Origin of the sequence: Streptomyces sp. NPDC102490, assembly GCF_044765285.1 — a bacterium.
GTDB lineage: Bacteria > Actinomycetota > Actinomycetes > Streptomycetales > Streptomycetaceae > Streptomyces.
Map to the genome: position 1 here is coordinate 33,836 of NZ_JBIWJU010000022.1, position 20,755 is coordinate 54,590.

The window sequence follows — 20,755 nt, forward strand, 5'->3', positions numbered from 1 at the left end:
TCCTGTCTCGCTAAGTCGGGTGTTAGGAGACGGAAGACACTGCCTAACCTAGATCGAATCCCGTCTCGTGAGATACGACGATACTGGTGTGGTCATGGTTGCACCGTCGTGACTCCGCCGTTCGGTCCGATAGAGGCGATTGGGGTAGATGGTTCCGCCCGTCAGTTGCGCCTGGAGCAGGGCGATGCGCGAGGTCTCTTCCAGGCGCAGCATCAGGTCGACGGTCTCCTCCAGGTGCCGGCCGACGGTGAACGCGCCGTGGCGGTAGAGGGTGAAGGCGAGCCCATGGCGCTTCAGTTCGTCGGCGCGCGGGGCAACAACCTCCTCCAGTTGCGGGCGGTACGCCAGCAGGTTGACGGCGGCCACGTCCGGGCGCTGCACCATGCCCTCAGGCAGGTCCAGCGGCACCGGGTCAGCCAGGAACTCGGCCTTCACCGTGCTGTCGTCGGCGTGCAGGCAGGGGATTTCGCCGAAGGTGTCTGCGCGGTTCGTCACGCTCGGCACGGGCAGCCCCAGGGACGCGAAGGCCAGGGTGTACGGAGCGTGGGCGTGCACGATCGCCCCGGCGCGGGGCAGCATCCGGTACAGGTCCAGGTGGGTGGGAGTGCCGGACGCGCCCAGCCCGCCGGTCTGCTCGACGATCGCTCCATCGGGTGCGAGGACGACGAAGTCGCGGACGCTCACCTTCCAGCGGTCAAAGGCGAGCCGGGTGCAGGACATGAGTACGTTCCCGTCCGGCAGACGCACCGACACCGCGCCGCCGGCCGGGTTGAGCACTTCCCAGGCGAGCAGGTCGTCCACGATGCGTGCGAGGTGCTGACGCGCGGGTTCGTAGAGCATGACGTGACTCCTTCACGTATCGAGCTGGAAGCCGGCGCCCGGTAGGCGCACGGTGCTGTGCGGGGGAATCCACGCGGTGGGTACGGTGACTCCCGCGTGCAGGACGGCCCCGGCACCGACAACAGCTCCGGGGCCGAGAGTGACGCGAACACCGGCGCGGACTCCGCTGGCGACGATCGCTCCCCACTTCGGCTCGCCGGTGTCCATCCGGCGGCCGTCCGGCAGGGCGAAGTGGACGGTCCGCGAGGGCCGGAGCATGTCGGGGTTGGACAGCACGCAGACGCCGATGACGAGGCCGGAGGCGAAGTAGGCGTCGCACCCGATGACGGCGCATCCGATGGTCGCCCGGTGCGACAGGACGCTGCCCCGGGCCAGGACGCTGCGGGAGATCTCGCAGCCGTACCCGATGTGCACGTCCGACGAGACGACCGTCCGGCCGCGCACGGTCGAGTACTCGTGGACCCGGGCTCCGGGGCCGATCACCACATCGTCGTGCACATTGGCCAGCGGCGAGATGTAGGAGCTCGGATGAATGCGCGGTCGTCCATCCAGGGCCTTTTCGACGAGGTCGTAGACCGCTCCGGCGACGTCGCCGATCTCGACGATGGGCCTGCTGTCCAGAGCGTCGACACCCCAGTCCTTGAGGAGCGGGTCGTCGCCCAGGCGCAGGACCTCCCCGAGAAGCGGGCCGAAGGCTGTCACGGTGCTCCTGCCAGAGAGCGCGGAGCCTGACCCATCACCAGCGTCAGATACTGGGCGGCACAACGCCCCGGGGTGTACCAGGCTTCCGCCAGCGCTCGGGCCGCTCTGCCCATCCTGGCCAGTGCCTCGCGGTCGAGCAGTGCGTCGGTGAGGGCGGCCACGAGATCCCACGGGTCGTCGGGGTCGTAGACCATGCCGGTCAAGCCGTCCAGGACGAGTTCGGGGCTGGCCCCGGCCTGGGGCACCAACGCCGGGATCGCTGCCCCGGCCGCGTCGATGACGGCGCGGCCGAATCCCTCCTGGATGGCAGCGGTGGCCAGCAGGTCGTATCCGGTGAGCCGCTGAGGCAGATCGTCGGCGTAGCCCACGAAGCGGACGGGAGCCGCGAGTTCCCGCGCCAGGGTCTCCAGCTCGGCTTGGTGAGAGCCCGCGTCGCCGAAGACGTCGAGCCGCACCGCGGTGGACAGGCGTGGGTCGGCGACCGCGCGCACGAGGTGGTCCGTCCGCTTCCACGGCACGGTACGGGCAACGGACGCGATGAGGAGTCGCCCCGTGGCTGGTCGGGTGCCGTCGGGAACGGTGGCCGGGATGGCGACGCCGTTGTGGATGGTGCTCACATACCGGGCTCGCGGGGCGTGGACGCGGAACGCGGCAGACGACGCATGGGAGATGCCCACCCACACGGGCACGGAGGACAACAGGTCCCAGGGCAGGTCGCCGACGGTTCGTTCGACCATGGAGCCGGTGCCCGGGTCGATCACCCGGAGCACTTGGTCGGCGTTGACCACGTGTCGGATGACCGGGATGACACGGGCATGGGGCGCCAGAGCCACGTCCGCGGCTACGGTGCGGTGGTTGGAGATCACTACTACGGGACGGTCGTCGGCCGGCGCGCAGGCACGGACGAACGCCTGCTGATAACTGCCCCAGTCCGATACCTCGTGCACGCGGGCGGGGGAGCAGCGGCCGGCGGCCGGGCCGCCCCGGCGCCACCACACCAGCTCGACACTGGGCACCAGCCGGGACAGGTTGTCCGCCAGCTCGACGACGGAGTTCTCCGCTCCTCCGCGGGCGGTGGTCACCCAGGTAAGGACGACGTGCGGAATCACGACTGCCTCCTTCAGGGGGAAGCTCTGCAACGGGATGAGATGTGCCTAGCTGCTGACATGACGGCACCACGCTCGGGCGAGCGTGGAGATCGACTGTCAGTACGCGCAGTCGGTGTGCAGCTTCTGCACACGGGCCTACTGGGTGGGAGAGCCCCGATGGGGGCTGAGCGCCGAGAGAGGAGGCAGCACGGGTCGGCACCGATCCACCGCCCGGCGCAGCGGCTCCGTGGGAACGAGCCGGTCACTTGCGCACTGACGGAGCCAGTACGGGCCTGGGGACGTGCGACTGCTGAGATCTGGCAGCGTGATCGTGTGCGGGGCGCCGACGCATACCGCGCGGTCATGCGGCTCCCACGCCTCCGCCGAACCGGGCGGGACCAGCCAGCAGAGCCAGCCGCCGCCCGGATCGTCGATGACCGGCCCGCAGCCTCGCTGGACCTCGTCCATCAACACGGCCACGGCGCGCCCCTCTACCCCGCTTCCTGTGATCACGACATCGAAGAGGTCGCCTCCGAGCGGGACCCGAGTGCCTCGCCCCGTATCGAGGTCGAGTAGAGCGCGGACGCGAGCGGCGAGATCCGCCATGTCTTCAGGCACGGGGCCCGCGGGAACCCTCACGTCGACCAGCTTCGGAACAAGCCAGAACGCCGAGCGGTCGGTGGTCACGGTTGCACCGGCCCGGGCGCCATCGTGGCGCGCACGATCTTGCCTTTGCGCTCCGGCGAGAGGAACCAGGTCACCACCGCACCGAGCCGCCGCACCTCCCACAGACCGCGCCCTACGCCGCCCGCCTGTGCCCTGTCGAAGTCGGGAAACGACGGGTTGGGATCATGTACGTCGATGACGAGATGCTCGGCCTCGTCGAGCCGGAGATCGACCGTGATCTGCTGGTCGAAGCGGTCACCAACGCCGTGCTCGACGCCGTTCTGCACGAGTCGGCCGACCACGTCCGAGGCTGCGTGGACCGAACCCTGCCAGCCCATGACCGTGAGTCCGGTGCGAGCGATCGTCCGTGCTCGGATCGCGGCGCTGCCGTCACCCGGCAGGCTGATGGTGGGGTACCGCCTCGCTACCGGCACAGGTGGAGGGTTGGTTGCCGAACGGATGTCGCATCCTTGGTGGAGCGAGAGGGTGCACCAGGTCGTCGCACCGTCGGAACTGACTCCCCAGGCGTCAGCTACGGCATGGACGAGGAAGAGGCCACGGCCGGCCTCCTCGTGTGGAGCGGCATGGCGAAGCACTGCGAGATTCGCGGAACCGTCCCGCACCTCGGTCACCAGGTCGGCAGCGGTGAGATAGAGGCGGTAGCGGATCTCCGCCGCCTGCCCGTGCCGGAGGGCGTTGGTGACCAGTTCAGTCGTCAGTAGCTCCTCGGCCGTCACCAGGTCGGCCCGCTCCCAGCGGTGCAGGGCCGCCCGCACGACCCGGCGGAGACGGCCGGGCCACAGGGCGTCTCTTTCGGTGATGCCGCCAGGCACCGAGGCCGGGTCTCGGGCGATGCAGAGTTCATGCCCCGCCCGCGCCCCGAGCGGCCTGGCGGCATCAGCGTGCGTGTGCGTCGCGGTCGAAGACATACCTGTACCTCCGGGAGCTCACGGGGATCGTGCGAGAGCACGGCAGCGCAGCGGATTCCACCTGGGCCAGTCACGCTGCGCTGCGACTCAACTACTCTGTTGCACGGAAGAGTTGCCATGCAATGGCGCATGCAATTTTCACGGCAGATGGCATATGCGATGGAACGGACTCTTGTCTGTGCAAGCAGAACCGGGGGTGGCAGACTCCCGACCTGGGCATGGGCAAGGGGCACTTGGGGCCGCCTGGGCCGGGCTGGGGGAAGCTCGAACCGGACTCGGGGACGGTCGAACCCAGCGCGACCGGAGCGTGCCCTCGGCATGACAGGAGAGGAAAGCCAGTGGCCGCACCGAAGGGACCGACCAGCCGGCGGGTGCACATGGGCAAGGTGCTCGCCAAGATGCGAGAAGACCTCGGCATGCGCCGAGAGGACGTCGCCTCCGCCCTCGGCTTCTCCGCCGAGAAGCTGTGGCGTGTCGAGAGGGGCAGGACCAGCCTCCCGAATCCGAAGGACCTCAAGGACCTTCTCGCCCACTACGGCGTGGACGACCACGAGGTCGTCGACAGCCTCCTGGTCATCCACCGGGAATCCCTGCAAGAGGGCTGGTGGGTGCCGTACACACCGCACCTGACCAAAGGCATGCGCGAGTACGTCGGAATGGAGACCGACGCGGTATCCATCGCGGCCTGGCAGCCCTCACTGGTCTTCGGCCTTCTCCAGACGGAGAGCTACGCCCGCGAACTACTCCTGTCCGCCAAGGCCGTGGACGAGACGACCACCGAGTTCATCGACGCCAACGTGTCCCTGCGCATGGAGCGCAAGGCACTCATCACCAAGGCCGAGCCCCGGGACCTGTGGGTCATCATGGGCGAGGACGCCGTACGCAGCACGATCGGCAGCCGGGAGGTGATGGCCGAGCAGTACGAAGAGATCAAACACCTTGCCTCGTCGGACCACGTCACCGTGCAGATCCTGCCCGCGGCCTCCACCGGCTACCGGGCCAGTCAGAACTTCGCGGTCCTGGACATGGGCGAGCCGCTGGGACGGATCGTCCAGGCGGACCAGCCCGGCGGGCAGGCGAACATCACTGACAAGAGGCCCGACGTCGGCAAATACTCCCGCAGGTTCGACGCCCTGCGGGCCGCAGCGCTCGCACCCCACGAGACGCCGCGCTTCCTCGATGAAGTCCAACGGGATCTCGAAAGAAAGTTGACACCGTGACCACTACCCACGCGAAGGCTGCCGACCTGGCCTCCGAGTGCGCCTGGTTCAAGTCCTCCTACAGCAGCGGCGCGGAAGGCAACTGCCTCGAAGCGGCAGACCTGACGACCGACATCGCCATACGCGACTCGAAGAACAAGAAGGGCCCTGGCCTCGTGTTCCCGAAGACGTCGTGGGCCGCCTTCACGGCCGGCGTCCGCGCCGACGCACTTCGGGCACGCTGAGCGCCTGACCCGCGAGGTGCGGCGAAGTGCATGGTGGCTCTCCTCGGACGGAACGAGGCGGGCCACCATCGGCATACACCGGTCTCCAACACGGCCGGGCACAGGGACGGAGTGCGGTGCAGGTGCCGTGCCGCGGCCGACGGGGGCCTGCCCGGAGACTCCACTGATGCCGTGTGCAGATGCTGCACACGGCATGGACGACATACCCGCCCGATTCGTACGGTTGGGGCCCCGATCAATGACCGTTCGGGAGGGCTGATGCTCATCACCGAGTCAGGTGTCTGGTCCTCCCCGGAGGCCCGGAGCCTGGTCGAGCAACACGATCCCGGCGGGCTCATCCGTCTCGGCCGACGGCACCGAGGGTGGCGTCAGGCCGACCTCGGCTCCCGAATCGGCTGTTCGGCCTCCACCGTGTCCCGGCTGGAAGGCAGCAAGCACATCGCCGACGTGCGCCTGCTCCGGGCCGCCGCCTCAGCGGTCGGTCTGCCCTCAGCCCTCTTGGCGGCTGCCTGCGGTTTCGTCACCGCAGGTGTGCCCACCCGCACTAGAGTGACGGCGGACGTTCCCCGTGACGCCGAGGAGGACCCGATGCGCCGCCGTACGCTACTCGCCGCCGCGGGGACGGCCGTGCCGGCCTCTCTGCTCCTGGCCGTCGACGACGCCCTCGCCGACACCCCCGCACCCTCCGGGAGCACGGTGCCCACCGATGCCCGGCTCGCCCGCGCACGCCGACTGTTCGAGGCAGGGCAGCATGCCGCCCTGCTCCGTGAACTCCCGAGCCTCCTGGGCGACGCCCATAACGCCGCACGCTCCCGCTCCGACCTGGACCACGCCCGCCTGTCCGCCTGCTACACCCTGGCCACCCAAGCCCTGGTGAAGATCGGCCGATACGACCGGGCTCGGATCACGGCCGACCGGGCCACGACGTACGCCTCACTGTCCGGTTCACCTCTGGCAGCCGCTGCAGCAGCCAAGGAGCTGGCGGTCGTCCTGCGGCACCAGGATCAGACAGCCACCGCACAACGCCTCGTCCTGCGGGCCGCCTCCGACGTCGAAGCCACGGGGCTCTTCACCGAGGCCCAGGCGGCGGCCTACACCCAGCTGCTCTGCACGACGTCGTACACGGCCGCACGAGCGGGTGACCGCGGCCACGCCCTGGACATGATTTCCGAGGCCCGGACCGCCGCACGTCGGCTCCCCTCATCGCCGCCCGCAGACCGGCTGTTCCGGATCTCGCCGCCGGCGGTCGACCTCTACGCGGTGGGAGTGCACTGGGCCTTGGGTGACGCCGGTGCGGCACTCGAAGCCGGGCGAGGACTTCGAGCGGAACACTTTCCCACGGCAGAGCGTAAGGGCCGGATGCACACCGACCTGGCTCGTGCGTGGTGGCAGTGGGGCAAGCCCGAGCAGACCGCCCAGGAGCTACTGGCAGCGCTACGGGTCAGCCCCGGAGAAGTTCGCGACCGGCCCGCAATCAGAGACATCGTGACCGTCTTGGGCTCGCGACATCCCCGCACATCCGGCGTCCGAGACTTGACGCGGGCCGTGGCCTACTGACCCAGTCGAGCGCGAATGAGCGAGTCGCGTCGCTGCCATGCCAGGGGGCGAGGCATTGACGGAGGGCGGGGTCTCGGAAGCCGAGTCCAGTGGACCACGGCTGAGTACGCGCGTGTGGCTTCGAACTGTCCGCGAGGTCTCTGGCTGTGTGTCCCTTTTCGGGACGGGCGTCGTGTCCCGACTCGGGACAAACCTCTTGTCCCTTTTCGGGACAGGCTTTCCACCCCGTGGTCACCGGGGCTTTGACCCTGATCATCGCGGACTGGTCCTCGGTGAAGCTGCGGCGTTTGTCCGCAGCAACGAACCCGACCCCGAACGCCGTCCGGCATCCACGTAGGCAACGGCCTCGACCCGCATGCGTCTCCGGCCTTCTGCTCTTGCCAGCTCGACGACGCGCAGTACTTCAGGACAGCAGCGGGCCCTCGGCGACGGTGAGAACTGCCTGTCCGGCAATGCCGAGCGTGAGGGAGAGGACGCCTGCCAGGTGAGCGGTGACGGCAGACCAGCCTCCCCAGCCCGCAGCCGAGCCGACGGCTGCCGTGTCGGTGGGGAGGAACAGCGGGCCGAGCCAGCGCAGGTAGTAGAAGAGCGACGCTACGGTGTTGGCGACCGCCAGGGCGGCGAGCCAGGTGTAGCCGCCGTCGATGGTCGCGCTGAAGATCTCCAGCTTGCCGAGGAAGACGCCGGTGGGCGGCGTGCCGACCAGGCCCAGCAGACAGACGACGAGCACGGCCGCGAGGCCGGGGTGGCAGCGGGCGAGGCCACGGTAGTCGTCGAGGGTACGGGCCTGCGGGAGTGTCGTGACGACGGCGAAGGCGCCGAGGTTGGTGACGGCGTAGGCGGCCAGGTAGAGCAGCAGGCTCCGCTGGGCGAGGTCGCCGCGGGTAGTGACGGCCAACGCCATTAGGAGGTACCCGACCTGGCTGATCGTGGAGTGGGCGAGCAGGCGTTTGACCGAGGTCTGGAAGAACGCCGCGAGGTTTCCCAAGGTCATGGTGACCGCGGCCAGGATCGCGATCATTAGCGACCAGTTGACGTCGCTGTCGGCGAGGGCCTGGTGCAGCAGTCGGTAACCGGCGATCAGACCGCCGACTTTGGGCAGCGTGGTGACGTACGCGGCGACGGGTGCCGGAGCTCCGTCGGTGACGTCGGGCACCCAGAAGTGGGCCGGCACCCCGCCGATCTTGAAGAGCAGGCCGGCCAGGACACCGACAAGTCCGACGGCGACGAGCCCGTAGGGGGCGGAAGGCAGGGTCGTGGCGAGCCTGCCGTAGTGGGTGGCGTGACCGGCGGCGTACAGGAGCGCGGTGCCGGCGAGCATGGTGATGCCCAGCAGCGCGCCCATCAGGTAGTACTTCAGGGCTGCTTCGGTGCCGGGTGCGTCCTTCGCGAAACCGGCGAGTGCGTAGGCAGGAACGCTGGCCAGCAGGTAGGCGGCGAACAGCATCAGCAGGTCGTTCGCGCCGAGGAGGGCCAGGGTGCCCGCGCCGGTCATCAGGAGCAGTACCCAGTACTCGGTCTCGCGTGGGTGGTTCCTCACGGTTTCCACGGACATGCCGATGATCAGCAGCAGGGCGGTGAGGACGATGAGCCGACCGACGTTGGTGGCGGTGTCGACGGCGAACGCGGCGGAGAAGACGGTCTGTGCCCGGTCCGTGGCCATGGTGACAGCGGTGGCCACCAGTCCCGTCGCACAAGCGACGGCCGCGAGGGCGGCGACGATCCACTGGCGGCGCCGGGGTAGCCAGGAGCCGGCGAGAAGGCCGATGACGGCGGCGCCGAGGAGGGCGAGTTCGGGGACGAGTGCGGCCAGGTTCTCGTTCACCGTGCCACCAGGCCGGTCAGGGTGCGCCCGGCCGGCTCGATGACGTCCAGCAGCCAACGCGGTGCGACACCGATCACCAGGGCGACCGCCAGCAGCGGCACCGTGGACAGCGCCTCGGTGGTTCTGAGGTCCCGGATGCCGCCGGCGGGAATGGTCTCGGGCAGGCGCGCGGGGCCGAGGAACATGCGCCGCAGCGCGATCAGGAAGAGGGCCGCGGTGATCAGGATGCCGGTCACGGAGAGGGCGGTTGCGACGGCCTGGGAGGCCAGGCTGCCGGTGAAGATCTGGAATTCGGCGATGAAGCCGGAGAAGCCGGGAATGCCGAGACTGGCGAACGCGGCGACAGCGGTGACTGCCGCGAACCGCGGGGTGTGGGCGGCCAGGCCGGAGTAGGCGTCCATCTCGTACGTCCGGCCTCGGTCGTGGAGCACGCCGCTGAGCAGGAACAGGGCTCCGGTGATCAGGCCGTGGCTGACCATCTGGGTGACCGCTCCGGTCACCGCGAGGGAGCGGGCCTGGGCGTCGGTACCGGCGAGCGTCCCGGCGGCGCCGACCGCGAGGACGATGTAGCCCATGTGGTTGACCGATGTGTAGGCGATCATGCGTTTGAAGTCCGTCTGCGCCAACGCCACCAGCGCTCCGTAGACGACGGACACGGCGCCGACGACCACGATGACGAGGGCGTAGTGGCGCCAACTACCGGGCAACAGCGGCATGGCGATGCGTACGAAACCGTATGTGCCCATCTTCAGCAGGACTCCGGCGAGGATCGCTGAGCCGGCGGCCGGTGCATCCGTGTGCGCGGGCGGCAGCCAGGTGTGGAACGGCACGGTCGGGGTCTTGACCGCGAGTCCGACGCCGATGGCAAGGAGTACCAGACCGGCGTACAACCCGTGTCCGGCCAGCGGGTTGACGCGGGTGAGGTCGACGATGTCGAAGGTGTGCGGGTCGGCGGCCAGGTAGAGGCCGATGAAGCCGAGCAGGAGGGCGAGGGAGCCGACGAAGGTGTAGAGGAAGAACCTCAGCGCCGCGGCGCGGGCGCGTTCGCCGTGTCCCCAGCCCGCGATGACGAAGAACATGCCGACGATGGAGAGGTCGAAGAAGACGAAGAAGAGGATGAGGTCGAGGGCGACGAACAGGCCGATGCTGACGGACTGCAGGAAAAGGAAGAGGCAGGCGTAGGAGCGCACCCGCCGCTTCTCGCGCAGGGAGTGGACGGCGACGGCCAGGAAGAGCAGGCAGGTCAGGGCGACCAGGGGGAGGGACAGGCCGTCGACTCCCAGGTGGTAGCCGACGCCGGCACTCGGGATCCAGCGCGCCCGCTGCTCGTACTGCGTCCCGCCACGGGTGTCGTAGCCGACCCACAGGGCGATGACCAAGGCCAGGTCGGCGGCGGACGTGACGATCCACAGCCAGACGTACGACCGGTCGGGGAGCGTGCGCGGCAGGAGCGACAGCACCGCGCACGCCAGCAGCGGCAGGAACGTGACGACGCTCAGCACAGGGGTTACCTCACCAACAGGATGATCAGGACGAGCACGAGGAAGCCGACGACGGCCTGGGCGTAGTACTGATGCAGCAGCCCGGTCTGCGGGCGGCGGGCCCAACGGCCCAGGCGCCGCGCACTCGCGGCGACCGTGCGGACGGCGCCGTCGATTCCGCCGTCGTCCAGGCGGCGCGCGAGCCGGGCCGTCGCCAGGCCGCCGCGGGCGGTCTGCCGTACGGCGCCGTCGACGACGCGGTCGTCGAAGACGGCCAGCGTCCGGGCCAGGCCCAGCACCGGACGCGCCACGACGGTCCGCGCGGCCTGCTCCAGGTACAGCCAACCGTGAGCCGCACATGCGGCGGCGCGCGGTACGGGCGCCGGGCGGGACGCGCACCACCAGGCCAGGCCGGCGGCGGCGAACGCCACACCGGCGGACAGCCCGAGCTCCCACGGCGCGGGGGACGGCTCGACCCGGGCGCCGACCAGCCCCTTCAGCCAGGACGCCGGTCCCGGCAGGGCCAGCACGCCCAGCACCGCCGCGGCAAGGGTGAGGGCGAGGAGGGGAGCCGATGCCGTACGGGCGACGCCGCGGGTGCCGCGCTGCTCGGTGTCGTAGCCGGCCTGCGGACTCTCCGGGAGGGGACGGGTGACGTACCAGACGGCCTTGATGCTGTAGACGGCAGCGACGGCGGCTGCCGCGAGGCCCACCGCGTACAGCCCGGTTCCCCCGGTGCGGGCGGCGGCGAGGACCTCGTCCTTGGCCGCCCACAGGGACAGGGGCGGCAGCCCGGCCAGAGTGAGCGCGCCGACGGTGAAGGCCGCACCGACCAGCCGGTGCGCGCGGGCCGCACCGCGCAGCGCCGGGAGTTGTTTGGTGCCCAGCGCTGTCAGCCACGCCCCGGTGGCGAGGAACAGACCCGACTTGGTGGCTGCGTGTGCGACGAGCTGCGTGGTGCCCCCGGCGACGCCGCCGCTGCCCGCAGCCAGCACCATGAAGCCGATCTGCGCCGACGTGGAGGCCGCGAGGAGCTGTTTGAGGTCGGTCTGGGCGACCGCGACCAGGCCCAGGGTCAGGGCGGTGACCGCGCCGGCCCAGGCGACCACCGGACCGGCCCATTCCGTGGTGTCCAGCAGCGGGACCAGCCGCAGCAGCAGGTAGGCCCCGGCGGCGACCATGGTCGCCGAGTGGAGCAGTGCGGACACCGGGCTCGGGCCCTGCATGGCACGCGAAAGCCAGAAGGAGAAAGGAAGCTGTGCGGATTTCCCCAGGGCGGCCACGACGATGCCCGCGGATACGACGTGCAGCCACGGCGACGCGGCGTGCGGCAGGGCGTCCAGGCGCAGGGAGCCGACCCCGCCGGCCACGGCGGCGCCGGCCGACAGGTACAGGCCGAGGTCGGCGGCGCGGGTGGTGAGGAACGCGACGTCGGCGGCTTCCGCACGTTCGGGTCGCTGCCACCAGTAGCCGATCAGGGCCCAGCTGGCGGCGCCCATCACCTCCCAGGCCATCAGCAGGAGCGGCAGGGTGGTCGCGGTGACGGTCACGAGCATGGCACCGGCGAAGAGCAGCATCAGCCCGAAGAACCGCCCCCGGTTCTCGCCGGCGGCGAACTCTCCCGTCGCGAAAACCAGGACGGCGAGGGTGACCGCAGCGACGGTCACCACCATCACCGCGGACAGGCCGTCCACCGCCAGCCCCGCCTCCATCCCTGCGAACAGCGGCGCGCTCGCGGCCGGCCGGGTCACCGCGGCGGCGATCGCGGCACCGAGCGTGACCGCGGCGACCGCAGCAGCGATGCCAGGGACCAGTCGGTTGCGGCGGGGTCCCGTCAGGACGAGCACCGCTCCCGCCCCGATGGGGAGAGCGATCAGCAGCCAGAGCACCGCGCTCATCCCTTCAGGTCCTCGGCCATGTCGGTCATGTCGACCTGCCGGGCGCGGTAGATCGCGGTGGTGACGGCGAAGCCCATGGCCATCTCCACGGCCATCGCCACCACAGCCGCCACGATCACCACCTGGCCACTGCCGGCAGCGGGCGCGAGGAAGTACCAGAAGTCGGCGGCGGCGACGATGACCCCGCCGATCATCAGCTCGACGCCCATCATGATCATCACGATGGACTGCTGAGAGAGGGCACCGTACAGGCCGGTGGAGAACAGGCCGGCGGCGAGGACCAGGAGGAGTTCGAACGTCATCGGCCCACTCCCCCGTCGGCCGGGTCGTTCGCGGGCCGCTGGTCGAGGTCGTCGCCGAAGCGGTCGTACCGTCCGCGGTGGGTGGCGAGGACGGTGGCGCCCACCATGGTGGCCAGGAGAACGAATCCAAGAGTGACCATGGTGAGCATCTGGTCGCCCATCAACGACATGCCGACCTGGAACGTGGTGTCCCTGGGCCACGCTCCCACGCGGTCGGGCCACGGAACCAGGAAGATCCCGGCGACCAAGGCGGCGAACACGAGACCGCTGACGACCAGTGAGCCGCGTTTGTTGTGGAGCATCGACATCGGCATCAGACCGGCCGGGTTCATCATGTACGCGATCATGAAAACCGCCATGATCACCATCTCCATGACCATCATCAGCACGATCACCACGCCGAGATACGGCAGCCGCAGCACGGTCACGACCCCGCCGACGCACACCAGGGAGCCCAGGAGCGCGAAGGTGACCCGGGCCATGGAATTCAGGGTGAACACCAGGACCCCGCCGACGAGGGCGAGCACGCCCAGTACCCACAGCAGCACCATGCCCGCCGTGTCCATGCCGCGCTCCTTTCCTAGAGGCTGAGATCGACCAAGGCCGGGACCAGGGTCTGAAGGACGGACAGAGGGAGGAGCACCACCCAGGCCAGTTCCACGTACCGGTCGGCACGGACCATGGGCAGCCGCCGCAGCAGCCAGATCAGCACCGCCAGTACGAGCAGCGTCTTGACCAGTGACCACGCCCATGGCGGCAGCCCCGGCCCGGCGCCACCGCCCAGGAACAGCGGCACCGCCATCGCCGCCCCCGCCGCCAGCCACAGCCACCGTCCCGCCTCCAGCAGCAGCCGGTCCACCCCGCTCGTCTCCCCCAGTACGCCCTCGGTGACATCGCGTCCGGCCGGATACGCGAACGGGCCCAGAAAGCTGAAGGCCAGCACGCCCGCCAGGTAGACGACGAAGGCGAACGGCATCCACACCGCGTACCACAGGCCGTGCTGGGCGCCGGCGATGTCGGTCACCCGCAGGGACTGGGCGCCCGTGGCCGCCGAGATCAGCGCGAACATCAGCGGCAGCTCGTAGGCCAGGCCCTGGGCGAGGAAGCGGTAGCCGCCGACCAGGGAGAACGCGGCGTTCGGACCCCAACCCGCCAACCACAGCCCGGCCCAGGTCAGCACCTCCATGGCGTTGAACCACACCACTCCGACCGACAGGTCGGCGACAACGTGGTCACCGAAGGGGATGACCAGCGTGGACAGCACCGCGGCCACCGGCACGGTGATCAGGCCCGCCCGCCACAGCAACCGGTCCGACGCGGGCAACCGCCGGGGCTGCGCCAACACCGCACGCGGCACAGCGAGAAGCGGCCGAACGACGGTGCTGACGGTGATCGGGCGGCCCGCGTTTCGGGCGTCCAGTAGCGCATCGGCTGACACGGCCGCCACCGCGAAGCCGAGCAGCATCGCCGGAGCGACCAGCAGCGCCCACCACGTCCCCGTCTCAGCCACCGGCCGCCTCCAGCCGGCCGACGGCCAGTTCGTCCGGGTCCGGGTCGAGGCTGGCGACGACGAGACGGGCCGCGCCCAACTCGGCTCCCACCAGCAGGTGGGGAAGCAGCGTCGCCAGGGCGGCCGACGGCGGGTGTTCGGCGTCCCACCGTCCGCGCGGGCTCTCCTGCGCCACCGGATCGAGGCGGGCAGTTGCGTTCATCCGCCGTACGTCGACCACGACATCGGCGAGCCACTGCCGGTAGCGGGCCGGTACGTCTCCGCCTGCCGCCCGTACGGCGGGACCGGTGACGCCGACGGCTCGGGCGTCGGCCACGCTGAGCGGGCCGATGCCTCGCGTCAGCCAGTACAGGGTCCGTGACCGACCGACCCGCCGGGCGAAGCGCTCCACGCGTGGCAGGACCGCGGAGGCGGGCGCCCCGTCCAGCAGATCGTCGCGCAGTCGCCGGGCCGTCACCGCCTCGGCGGGCCAGCCCGCCACCGACAGCAGTCGGCCCAGACTGTCCAGGTGCGCCGCCGCCCGCAGCCGGGCGGCCTCCCCCACGCCCACCGGCTCACCCGTGGCGGCTCGGATCCACGGCCGGCTCCAGAAGGGGTCGCCCGGCCTGCCGACTGCCGGCTCGTCGAGGTCGGCCCGTTGGATGACGTCGCCCTGAAGCACCACACGGAGGGTCAGCCCGGCGGGCCAGTCGGCCAGAAACGGGCCCAATGCCACGTGCAGGCGGTCCAGCGTCAGACCGTCGCGGTCCTCCCCCGGCTCGGCCATGGCCAGTCCGCCCGGCATCTCCATGTCGCCATGACCGTGACCGGGGTGACCGTGATCGGGATGACCGGCGTGGTCGTGCTCGCCTTCCTCGTGACCCGTGACGCCGCGAACGTCGTGCTCTCCCTCTGTGTGCTCCTCCCGATGGGCCCGCGCGGGTTCTCCGTCCGGCCCTCCCGCTGACCCGGGCTCAGCGGATCCGTGCCCGTTCGTCCCCACGCCGCGGTCGGTCTCGCCGGGTTCTCCGCCCGGTGCACCGAGCCGGGTGCGACCAGCGTCGAGAACCGGCGCCACTTCGTCCGCCGCCACCGCCCGCACGCGCACACATGGCCGGGGCATGTCCTGCCACAGCCTGTCCAGCGCCGGGCCGAGCCGGGAGCAGTCCGGACCTGCCACCAGCATCAGGTCGGCTCCAGCCGGGGTCGGCGCCGACGGCCAGTCCCGCGCACGCAGTTGTTCCTCGGCGGCCAGTCGCACCGGCGTGCCGCCCGGCATGGTCACCAGCAGGACGCGTGGCCGGAGGGCCGCCGCGTGGGTCAGTACGGCGGTCAGGCCCACCGCAGCGCTCCTTCCCGCCAGGCGTAGATCACGCCGGTGAGCAGGACGGCAAGGAAGACGAACATCTCGATCACCGCGCTGGGCCCCATCGCGGAGATCACGAGCGTCCACGGGTACATGAAGACCATCTCCATGTCGAAGGCGAGGAAGAGCATCGTCACCGTGTACCAGCGCACGTGGAAACGGCTGACCGCGTGTTCCGTCGGCTCCAGTCCCGACCCGAACGGCTGAGCGGGCAGCGGATCGGAGGAGATCCGCAGCGCCCAGGCCGCGCCGTACGCTCCGGCCACCGCCAGGAGAGCCAGGCCCAGCAAGGACAGTGCGGCGGTGAAGCCGCTCACCGGATGCCACCACTCGGGAGGCCCCTCTCACGCCCCGTCACCCGCGCGCCGGGACGTCCGTTGGCGGGCGCTCTCCCGCCCGCCCTCCGCGTCGTACACATCTGCCGCTCCCTTCCCGCCCGTACCGGAAGCGTGGGGGGTACCCCGGGGAGGCATGCGCAGTCCCGAAGGGCACGAGCCGCAACGGGGCGCAGACCCGGAGACGGCAGTCGGTGCGCCCAGTCACCCGGCGTCGAGTGCTACAGCCACGGTGCCCGACGCGCGCACACCCCGCGAGGCGACCGAGTCCATCGGTGCCCCGCGGGTGTGCCGGCGCGTCATGCGGGGGCAAGCGGTGCCTCTGCTCGCGCGACCAGGCGCCCGCTACGTTCCAGGGCGGCGACGGACGCCGCGCAGGCCAGTCCGGTCGCGGCCAGGGAACACCACGTCAGCCAGAAGGCGTCCGCGCGCGCGGCGAAGTCCCACAAGACTCCGGTGACGAGGTTGCCGAGGGTGATGCCGAGGCCCGAAACGGTGTTGTACAGCCCGTAGTGGGTGGCCACGAGCCGGTTGCCCGAGAGCGTGACGACGGTGTCCATTTCGAACGGATAGACGATGGCACCGCCGACGGCCAGGAGAGCCACGGCCAGAACCAGAGCGGTGAGTACGGCGGCGGGAGCTTCGGGTGGTGCGAGTGCGAGCGGCACGAAGGCCATTCCCATGGCGGTGAGTCCGCGGACGAGGGCCTGAGCGGGGGTCCAGCGTCGCTTCGCCCAGCCGGTGAGCCGGAGTTGCCCGATCACGGCGACCGCGGCGGAGATGACGAAGAGTCCGCTGGTCGCCCAGGTGCCCTTCGCACCGAGGACGTCGGCCGCAGCCAGGGGCAGCGCCAGGTAGACCTGGAAGGTGAGGACGTAGGAGCCGATCATCGCGAGGGCGAAGAGGAGAAAGGGCCGGTTGGCCACGACCGTGCGCCACTGCGTCAGGACGTTGCCCGGCGTCGCGCCGGGGGCATCGCCGCGGCGGGCGGGCAGGGCACGCCACTGCAGGACGGTCAGCAGGGTGAAGATCGCGGCTGCGACCGTGCAGACGAGCCGGAAGTCGACGGCCAGCAGAGCCAGGCCCACCAGGGGGCCGAGAAGCATGCCGGCCTGGTAGTAGACGTTGAAGGTCGCGAAGGCGTCCACCCGCCGCTCGCCGGCTTCGGCAGCGAGGTAGGCCCGTACGGCGGGATTGAACAGGGCACCGGCGAAGCCGGTGGCCGCCGAAGCGGCGACAAGGGCGGGCAGGTTGTCGACCCAGCCGAGCAGGCCGAAGCCGACGGTGCGGAGCAGGCAGCCCGCCATGATCGGGGCTTTGCAGCCGTATCGGTCGGCGATCGTGCCTCCGATGAGGAACATGCCCTGCTGGGAGAAGTTGCGGACGCCCAGGACGAGTCCGACGGCCCAGGCCGCCAGCCCGAGCCCGCCGGCCAGGTGAGCCGCCAGGTAGGGCATCAGCATGTAGAAGGCGAGGTTGATGGCGAACTGGTTGGCCATCAAGAGCCGGATCGGGGCAGGGAACGAGCGGGACTGCTGCCACAGGTGCTTCATCGCGCGACTCCTACAGTCCTGTCTCCCACATCCTGTGCGCCGGCGGGAGCCAGGGGATCGGTGACGTGGGTGCAGCGCGTCCAGCGGGTCACCACCCGATCTCCCGGACGGACGACTTCCTCGGGTTCGTCGGCGGGTGGGTCGTCGAGCAGGCCGTGCTCACGGCAGTAGGCGTCGTCGAAGACCGTGCCGACGTACCGCTGCGGGCCGTCGGGGAAGATCGCGACGATCCGGTTCTCGACCGGCAGGGTGTGCGCCGCCCACCGGGCGACGAGCGCGACCGCGCCGACGCTCCAGCCCCCGGTGGCGTAGTGGTCACGGGCCAGCCTGCGTGCCGACCACACCGCTTCCGGCGCGGCAACCCAGTGGACCTCGTCGAACAGGTCGTAGGCGACGTTGCGCGGATGGATGCTGCTGCCCAGACCCCGCATCAGACGGGGTGCCGCGGGCTGTCCGAAGATGGTCGAGCCGCAGGTGTCCACCCCCACGACCCGCAGGCGGGGGAAGAACCCACGCAGGACGGAGGCGACCCCGGCGGAGTGGCCGCCCGTGCCGACGGACACGACAAGCGTGTCGATCCGGCCGAGCTGGGCGACGAGTTCGTGGGCGAGCGGAGCGTACGCGGCCACGTTCTCCGGGTTGTTGTACTGATCAGGACACCAGGCGTCGGGATGGACGGCGAGGAGTTCTTCGACGCGCTGACGACGTGCGCCCTGCCAGCCTCCACAGGCGAGCGGGGTGTCGACGACGTCCACGACGGCCCCGTAGGCCGTGAGGAGTCCCGTCATCAAGGGCTCCATGCCCGGATCGGTGACGACGGTGACCGGATGACCGTAGGTCGCGCCGGCGAGAGCCAGGCCGAGACCGAGCGTGCCGGAGGAAGACTCGACGATGCGGGCGCCGGGCAGGAGCTGTCCGCGCTCGCGGGCGGCTCGCACCATGTGCAGTGCGGTGCGGTCCTTGATGCCGCCCGGGTTGTGGCCCTCGATCTTGGCCCAGAAGCCGTGCCCCGGCGTGGTGAAGGGAGCACCGATGTGGAGGACGGGCGTGTTGCCGACCAGGCCGGCGGGAGTGTGCGTCGGGCGCTTGGCTTCGGGGAGCGGCTGCGTCGGCGCAGCCAGGACAGACGTGCAGGTCAGGTGTTTCATGGCGTGGTTCTCCGGCAGCCGGTGCCGTGAACAGCGACAGGCCGCTTGTAGAGGGAGGTGGAGGTGATCGACTGGTGGGCCGCAGCCGGGTGAAGGACCGCGGGACTTGGTCGATCAGGTCCGCCACACGCCGAGACGGGACCGCGTATGTCCCTTGGACGAGCCACTTGGGCGGGAAGCCGGTGGGTGCTCGCCGGCCCGTGGGGCCGACGGCTGGGTGCCGGGGTGTTCAACGCGGAGGACATGGAGGGCTGGGCCGTCGGCGAGGGGAATGTCGCGCGAGGGCTGCACCGTGGGTTCGTCCAGATCACAACACTGCGGCTGGTGATCATGCGTCGGCGCGCTCTGCAGCAGAGCGGTCTCCGCGTCGGCCGGTTCCGGTGCGTGCCCACGGAACGCTCCTGCGCTGTGCGCGGTTTCCGCCCGTGCCATCCCGGTCGTGGCCGGTCCATGCGCGCAGGCCAGCAGGTGCACCAGCACAGCAAGCAGCACGACCAGCGGCGCCGCGGTGCGCGCCACGGGCCGAGTGCACGGCAATACCGACCAGACAGACATCAATACGGACTGTAACGGCTTGTATGCATGCGGTCGTTACGTGCCGAGCGGCCGCCTGAGGTCCGGGTGACGCGCTCTCCGGGTTGGGCGCGGGCTGGGACGTCCGCATATGTGGCTCAAGGCGGCCTCGGCTTCACGGCACATACGAGTGCTGCCGATCACCGGATCGGGTGAGTCCCCTCGCCACCTGGGCGAAGGGCGTGCCCGGAGACGCCGGCAGGGGCAGCCCCCGATCGCACCGTCACACCTGCCGCTTACACGAGGGGCCCGTACGATGGGTGCCGTGACCAGGAGCCCCCGATCAAGCAGCCGCCCTGCCGGGCGGCTGTTCGTGCTGCTGGTGATGGCGGTGCTGGCCGGCGTGCTGGGCATGCATGGCCTCGCCCCCGGGGCGGCGCCGGCTGCGCAGAAGGGCGCAGGCCACGACATGGTGATGGCCGCGGCGGACGGCGTTCCACACGCGGACGGGGGATGTACGCACACGGATGGCGGGTCGAGCCATCTCGATCACGCCGACGGGACATGTGCGGCTGCCGGCACGGGTTCGGCGTACACGCCGCCCGCTCTGACCGGCGCCCTGCTGGACGCGCCGCCCACCCCTGCGCCCGCCGCGACGTTCTCCGGGTCGCCGCATGACGGCCGGGCCCCACCCGATCTTTCCGAGCTGCAACTCCTGCGGATATAGAGCGGCTCGCTCGGTACCCCTGTAGCCGGTGTCTTCCGGTGACGGGTGCCGTGCTTTCGCACGCCCTGACATCTCTTCCCACCGCGCGCCGACGACGGCGCGCCAAGGAGTTGCACCACCATGATCCGCAAGCGTTCCCTCGTCCGCCGTACCGCCGCCGTTGCTGCCGCGGGTGCGGCAGCACTCGTCCTGGCCGCCTGCGGTGGCAACAGCGACGGCGACAGCCCGGCCGGACACAACGGCCACAACGCCACCACCTCCTCGTCCGCCCCGGCGTCGGCATCGGCGTCGCAGGGGCAGCACAACGCCGCCGACGTCGCCTTCGCGAAGGGGATGATCCCCCACCACCGCCAGGCCATCGAAATGGCCGACCTCGCGCCCGACCGCGCGCAGTCGGCCGAGGTGAAGAAGCTCGCCGCAGACATCAAGAAGGCCCAGGACCCGGAGATCAAGACGCTCTCCGGGTGGCTGACCTCCTGGGGCGAGGAAGTGCCCGCCGAGGGTGCCGTGGACCACTCCATGCACGACATGGGCGGGATGATGACGGCCGAGGAGATGACCGAACTCGAGAACACCTCGGGCAAGGCGTTCGACACCGCCTTCATGGAGATGATGATCAAGCATCACGAGGGCGCGGTCGACATGGCGAAGACCGAGCAGGCCGACGGCACCTACGGACCGGCCACCAAGATGGCCGGCGAGATCATCAGCTCGCAGAGCGCGGAGATCGAGCAGATGAACGGACTGCTCGGCAAGGGCTGATCGCTCACGTCGGTGGGGGGGGGGGGGGGGGGCGGGCGGCGCCCCCCCCCCCCCCCCCCCCCCCCCCCCCCCCCCCCCCCCCCCCCCCGCGCCCCCCACCACACAGAAAAGAGGGCCGCCGCGGGCGGCG

The 20,755-nt window shown here is 70.5% G+C and carries 20 protein-coding genes; 6 read left to right on the plus strand and 14 right to left on the minus strand.

Features of this window, described 5'->3' with window-relative positions:
• Positions 1–48 precede the first annotated feature (48 nt).
• The 4 genes from ACIRGB_RS35090 to ACIRGB_RS35105 all read right to left on the minus strand — a co-directional run bounded on the left by ACIRGB_RS35090 (position 49) and on the right by ACIRGB_RS35105 (position 4,225).
• A complete protein-coding gene (locus tag ACIRGB_RS35090) occupies positions 49–840 on the minus strand; it encodes a class II aldolase/adducin family protein (RefSeq protein WP_403873573.1) in 792 nt (263 codons plus the stop codon).
• A 12-nt stretch (positions 841–852) separates the two neighbouring features.
• On the minus strand, positions 853–1,542 hold the full coding sequence (locus ACIRGB_RS35095; RefSeq protein WP_403873576.1) for a hypothetical protein: 690 nt from the start codon (positions 1,540–1,542) through the stop codon (positions 853–855).
• A complete protein-coding gene (locus ACIRGB_RS35100; RefSeq protein WP_403873578.1) occupies positions 1,539–2,651 on the minus strand; it encodes a glycosyltransferase family 4 protein in 1,113 nt (370 codons plus the stop codon). Before ACIRGB_RS35100 ends, ACIRGB_RS35095 begins: the two co-directional genes overlap by 4 nt.
• A 662-nt stretch (positions 2,652–3,313) precedes the next feature.
• Positions 3,314–4,225 carry an ATP-binding protein gene (locus ACIRGB_RS35105; RefSeq protein WP_403873581.1) on the minus strand — a complete coding sequence of 304 codons (912 nt, stop codon included), beginning with the start codon at positions 4,223–4,225 and terminating at the stop codon, positions 3,314–3,316.
• 338 nt (positions 4,226–4,563) lie between these two features.
• On the opposite strand from ACIRGB_RS35105, the gene ACIRGB_RS35110 reads away from it, so the two are divergent.
• The 3 genes from ACIRGB_RS35110 to ACIRGB_RS35120 all read left to right on the plus strand — a co-directional run bounded on the left by ACIRGB_RS35110 (position 4,564) and on the right by ACIRGB_RS35120 (position 7,226).
• Complete coding sequence (locus ACIRGB_RS35110; RefSeq protein ID WP_361573921.1) at positions 4,564–5,445, plus strand: helix-turn-helix transcriptional regulator; 882 nt, start codon at positions 4,564–4,566, stop codon at positions 5,443–5,445.
• Positions 5,442–5,669, plus strand: coding sequence for a DUF397 domain-containing protein (locus ACIRGB_RS35115; protein ID WP_361573919.1), 228 nt, complete (start codon positions 5,442–5,444; stop codon positions 5,667–5,669). Before ACIRGB_RS35110 ends, ACIRGB_RS35115 begins: the two co-directional genes overlap by 4 nt.
• 258 nt (positions 5,670–5,927) lie before the next feature.
• Positions 5,928–7,226, plus strand: coding sequence for a helix-turn-helix domain-containing protein (locus ACIRGB_RS35120; RefSeq protein WP_403873585.1), 1,299 nt, complete (start codon positions 5,928–5,930; stop codon positions 7,224–7,226).
• Positions 7,227–7,629: 403 nt separating this feature from the next.
• Here ACIRGB_RS35120 and ACIRGB_RS35125 read toward each other — a convergent pair whose 3' ends face one another.
• Genes ACIRGB_RS35125 through ACIRGB_RS35155 form a run of 7 tightly spaced genes read right to left on the minus strand, consistent with a single transcriptional unit; the run spans position 7,630 to position 15,032 of the window.
• The gene (locus tag ACIRGB_RS35125; protein ID WP_403873587.1) at positions 7,630–9,051 is read right to left on the minus strand and encodes an NADH-quinone oxidoreductase subunit N; all 1,422 of its coding nucleotides are present in this window, start codon (positions 9,049–9,051) and stop codon (positions 7,630–7,632) included.
• Positions 9,048–10,553: a NuoM family protein gene (locus ACIRGB_RS35130; RefSeq protein ID WP_403873589.1), complete on the minus strand. Its 1,506-nt coding sequence runs from the start codon at positions 10,551–10,553 to the stop codon at positions 9,048–9,050. The genes ACIRGB_RS35125 and ACIRGB_RS35130 overlap by 4 nt, the downstream gene beginning before the upstream one ends.
• A gap of 5 nt (positions 10,554–10,558) precedes the next feature.
• Positions 10,559–12,430, minus strand: coding sequence for an NADH-quinone oxidoreductase subunit L (locus tag ACIRGB_RS35135; protein ID WP_403873592.1), 1,872 nt, complete (start codon positions 12,428–12,430; stop codon positions 10,559–10,561).
• A complete protein-coding gene (locus tag ACIRGB_RS35140; protein ID WP_030871961.1) occupies positions 12,427–12,732 on the minus strand; it encodes an NADH-quinone oxidoreductase subunit K in 306 nt (101 codons plus the stop codon). The genes ACIRGB_RS35135 and ACIRGB_RS35140 overlap by 4 nt, the downstream gene beginning before the upstream one ends.
• The gene (locus ACIRGB_RS35145; protein WP_403873595.1) at positions 12,729–13,298 is read right to left on the minus strand and encodes an NADH-quinone oxidoreductase subunit J; all 570 of its coding nucleotides are present in this window, start codon (positions 13,296–13,298) and stop codon (positions 12,729–12,731) included. Before ACIRGB_RS35145 ends, ACIRGB_RS35140 begins: the two co-directional genes overlap by 4 nt.
• A gap of 14 nt (positions 13,299–13,312) precedes the next feature.
• Positions 13,313–14,242 carry an NADH-quinone oxidoreductase subunit H gene (locus ACIRGB_RS35150; protein WP_403873598.1) on the minus strand — a complete coding sequence of 310 codons (930 nt, stop codon included), beginning with the start codon at positions 14,240–14,242 and terminating at the stop codon, positions 13,313–13,315.
• Entirely contained in the window at positions 14,235–15,032 is a 798-nt protein-coding gene (locus ACIRGB_RS35155; RefSeq protein WP_403873601.1) for a hypothetical protein, read from the minus strand. The genes ACIRGB_RS35150 and ACIRGB_RS35155 overlap by 8 nt, the downstream gene beginning before the upstream one ends.
• 6 nt (positions 15,033–15,038) lie before the next feature.
• Between ACIRGB_RS35155 and ACIRGB_RS35160 the strand changes: the two genes are divergently transcribed.
• Entirely contained in the window at positions 15,039–15,188 is a 150-nt protein-coding gene (locus tag ACIRGB_RS35160; protein WP_403873603.1) for a hypothetical protein, read from the plus strand.
• A 365-nt stretch (positions 15,189–15,553) separates the two neighbouring features.
• On the opposite strand, the gene ACIRGB_RS35165 is transcribed toward ACIRGB_RS35160, so the two are convergent.
• The 3 genes from ACIRGB_RS35165 to ACIRGB_RS35175 all read right to left on the minus strand — a co-directional run bounded on the left by ACIRGB_RS35165 (position 15,554) and on the right by ACIRGB_RS35175 (position 18,623).
• Positions 15,554–15,904: an NADH-quinone oxidoreductase subunit A gene (locus ACIRGB_RS35165; protein ID WP_403873606.1), complete on the minus strand. Its 351-nt coding sequence runs from the start codon at positions 15,902–15,904 to the stop codon at positions 15,554–15,556.
• 317 nt (positions 15,905–16,221) lie between these two features.
• Complete coding sequence (locus ACIRGB_RS35170) at positions 16,222–17,475, minus strand: MFS transporter (protein WP_403873609.1); 1,254 nt, start codon at positions 17,473–17,475, stop codon at positions 16,222–16,224.
• Positions 17,472–18,623: a PLP-dependent cysteine synthase family protein gene (locus tag ACIRGB_RS35175; protein WP_403873612.1), complete on the minus strand. Its 1,152-nt coding sequence runs from the start codon at positions 18,621–18,623 to the stop codon at positions 17,472–17,474. Before ACIRGB_RS35175 ends, ACIRGB_RS35170 begins: the two co-directional genes overlap by 4 nt.
• Before the next feature lie 838 nt (positions 18,624–19,461).
• Between ACIRGB_RS35175 and ACIRGB_RS35180 the strand changes: the two genes are divergently transcribed.
• Together ACIRGB_RS35180 and ACIRGB_RS35185 are read left to right on the plus strand one after the other, a co-directional pair.
• On the plus strand, positions 19,462–19,863 hold the full coding sequence (locus tag ACIRGB_RS35180; protein ID WP_361573897.1) for a DUF6153 family protein: 402 nt from the start codon (positions 19,462–19,464) through the stop codon (positions 19,861–19,863).
• Positions 19,864–19,983: 120 nt separating this feature from the next.
• A complete protein-coding gene (locus ACIRGB_RS35185) occupies positions 19,984–20,625 on the plus strand; it encodes a DUF305 domain-containing protein (protein ID WP_403873615.1) in 642 nt (213 codons plus the stop codon).
• The last annotated feature ends 130 nt before the right edge of the window (positions 20,626–20,755 follow it).

Bases quoted from the DNA above. Each gene is read 5' to 3' on its own strand.
- ACIRGB_RS35185 (WP_403873615.1), top strand. From the start codon at position 19,984: ATGATCCGCAAGCGTTCCCTCGTCCGCCGTACCGCCGCCGTTGCTGCC.
- ACIRGB_RS35135 (WP_403873592.1), bottom strand. From the start codon at position 12,430: ATGAGCGCGGTGCTCTGGCTGCTGATCGCTCTCCCCATCGGGGCGGGA.
- ACIRGB_RS35175 (WP_403873612.1), bottom strand. From the start codon at position 18,623: ATGAAACACCTGACCTGCACGTCTGTCCTGGCTGCGCCGACGCAGCCG.
- ACIRGB_RS35120 (WP_403873585.1), top strand. From the start codon at position 5,928: ATGCTCATCACCGAGTCAGGTGTCTGGTCCTCCCCGGAGGCCCGGAGC.
- ACIRGB_RS35155 (WP_403873601.1), bottom strand. From the start codon at position 15,032: ATGGAGATGCCGGGCGGACTGGCCATGGCCGAGCCGGGGGAGGACCGC.
- ACIRGB_RS35105 (WP_403873581.1), bottom strand. From the start codon at position 4,225: ATGTCTTCGACCGCGACGCACACGCACGCTGATGCCGCCAGGCCGCTC.
- ACIRGB_RS35090 (WP_403873573.1), bottom strand. From the start codon at position 840: ATGCTCTACGAACCCGCGCGTCAGCACCTCGCACGCATCGTGGACGAC.
- ACIRGB_RS35170 (WP_403873609.1), bottom strand. From the start codon at position 17,475: ATGAAGCACCTGTGGCAGCAGTCCCGCTCGTTCCCTGCCCCGATCCGG.
- ACIRGB_RS35140 (WP_030871961.1), bottom strand. From the start codon at position 12,732: ATGACGTTCGAACTCCTCCTGGTCCTCGCCGCCGGCCTGTTCTCCACC.
- ACIRGB_RS35145 (WP_403873595.1), bottom strand. From the start codon at position 13,298: ATGGACACGGCGGGCATGGTGCTGCTGTGGGTACTGGGCGTGCTCGCC.
- ACIRGB_RS35160 (WP_403873603.1), top strand. From the start codon at position 15,039: ATGACCGTGACCGGGGTGACCGTGATCGGGATGACCGGCGTGGTCGTG.